Here is a 2,224-nt window from a genome sequence, read left to right as displayed (position 1 = left end):
GGCTGGGGCCCGCCCGGCGGCACCGGTCCAGGTGCCGGCCCCACCGGGACCGTGGTCGGCGGCCCGACCGGGATCGTGATGCCCGGCGCCACCTCGATCGTCGGCTGGATGACGGTCATCTGTGGCGGCGGCGGTGGCGGCGGCGGCGCGGCCGGCGCACCAGCGAACCCACCGATCTCGCCCGGCTTGGGGAAGGACTCGGTCGTGGTGCCCTTCAGAGCACCGTCCATCGTCGACTTCCAAATATCCGATGGCAGACCCGAACCGTAGACCGGGCCGCCCCCCTTGCTGACCAGTGGCTTGTCGCCGCTGACGGTGCCCACCCACACCGCCGTCGACAGCGACGGGGTGTAGCCGACCATCCAGGCGTCCTTGTCGGCGTCGGTGTCACCCAACTGCGTCGTGCCGGTCTTGGCCGCCGACGGCCGCCCACCGGCCAACGCGTGACCGCGCGAATAGGAGGCGATCGGCTGCATCGCCGACGTGACGTTGTCGGCGACGTCCTTGGGGATCCGCTGTTCGCCGCCGTTGTTGGAGTTGGTCGCATCGAACAGCACGCGGCCCTCGGAGTTGACCACCTTCTGCACGAAATGCGGTCGGTGATAGATACCCGACGCGGCCAACGTGGCATACGCCGAGGCCATGTCGATCACCCGAGTTTGGTATTGGCCCAACACGATTCCGTTATTGGGCGGGCCGCCCTTGCCGTCTTCGGACAGCGTGTGCGCGACACCGGGGAAGCTGTCCGCGATGCCCGCCTGGTGCGCGGCTTTCGCGACGTCGTCCGGACCGTTTTTCAACTTGAGCATCAGCCGGTAGTAGGAGGTGTTCAGCGACCGCTTGAGCGCCTCGGCGATATTGCAGGTTCCGCAGCCTTCGCCTTCGACGTTGGTGATCTTGATGCCGTTGACCGTCAGCGGGGAGCTGTCCATCTGGGTGCCCAGACCGATGCCCTGCTCCAGCGCAGCGATCAACGCGAACACCTTGAACGACGACCCGGTCTGCAGCCCGGCTTGAGCGAAGTCGAACCCGTGGGCATCGTTGCCGCCGTAGTAGGCCTTCACATCACCGTTGTGCGGGTCGATCGACACGACCGCGGTGCGCATGTCGGGCGCCTGGCCGTCCATGTACTTCGGCACCGCGTTCTCGGCGGCTTTCTGCGCTTGCGGATCGATGGTGGTGGTGACCTGCAGCCCCTGGGTGTTCAGCGTCTGCTCGTCGATGTTGAACAGCTCCAACAGCTCTCTGGTGACCTGCCGTTCGATCAGCCCGTTGGGTCCGCTGATCTGGTATTGCGCGCGGGCCTTCTCGGGCGGCGCCGTCGGCGGAAACATCTGGGCAGCACGGTCTCTCGGTGCCAGCGCGCCGATGTCAACCATCCCGTCGAGCACCCAGTTCCACCGCTCCTGAGCGCCCGGGAGGTCGACCGCGGGGTCAAGCGTCGACGGGCGCTGGATCAGCGCGGCCAGCAGGGCGCCGTCGGCCACAGTCAGCTGGTTCACGGGTTTGTCGAAGTAAGCTTTGGACGCCGCCGATATCCCGTAGGCGCCTCGACCGAAGTAAATGATGTTCAGGTAGGCCTGCAGCACATCGTCTTTGGACCACTCCCCCGACATCTTGGTGGCGATGACGAGTTCCTTGGCTTTGCGGACCAGGCCGCCGACCCCGGCGCGCTGCGAACCCACCAACGCGTTCTTGACGTACTGCTGGGTGATCGTCGAACCGCCCTGGGTGTCGCCGCCGAAGATGTTGTTCTTCACCGCCCGCGCGAAACCGCTGAACGAGAAGCCGGGGTTGGTGTAAAAGTTGCGGTCCTCGGCCGCGATCACTGCCTGGCGCACATGCACCGGCACCTGGTCGATGCCGACGTCTTCGCGATTACCTTCCGGCGGAACGATTTTCGCGAGTTCTGAGCCATCACTGGCCAGGATCGTCGAGACCTGGTTGGTGCGGATGTCGCCAGGCTTGGGGATGTCGACGATGAAGTAGGCCATCGCGAACGTGACGATCGGCAACAGCAACACGACCGCCGCGGCCACGTAGAGCCCGCGACGCACCCACAGCCAGTTGACGCGCTGCAGCCACGTCCAGTCGATGCGCTGAACCCAGCCCCCGTCGGGCAATGGCGGCTTTTGTGGCGGAGGACCGGGTGGTCGGCGCCCGCCGCCGGCCCCGCCGGTCGGTTGCTGACGACGCCGTGGCGGCGTGCCCTCCAGCGCAGCGG

General features: G+C 66.6%; 1 protein-coding gene. It reads right to left on the bottom strand.

Going from position 1 to position 2,224, the window contains the following annotated elements:
- The coding region (locus WB785_RS19075; protein ID WP_424080859.1) for a transglycosylase domain-containing protein at window positions 1-2,224 on the bottom strand (2,224 nt) is incomplete at both ends.

This window comes from Mycobacterium sp., from assembly GCF_049585075.1.
Classification (GTDB): Bacteria; Actinomycetota; Actinomycetes; order Mycobacteriales; family Mycobacteriaceae; genus Mycobacterium.
This window is presented reverse-complemented; position numbering and strand designations above follow the sequence as displayed.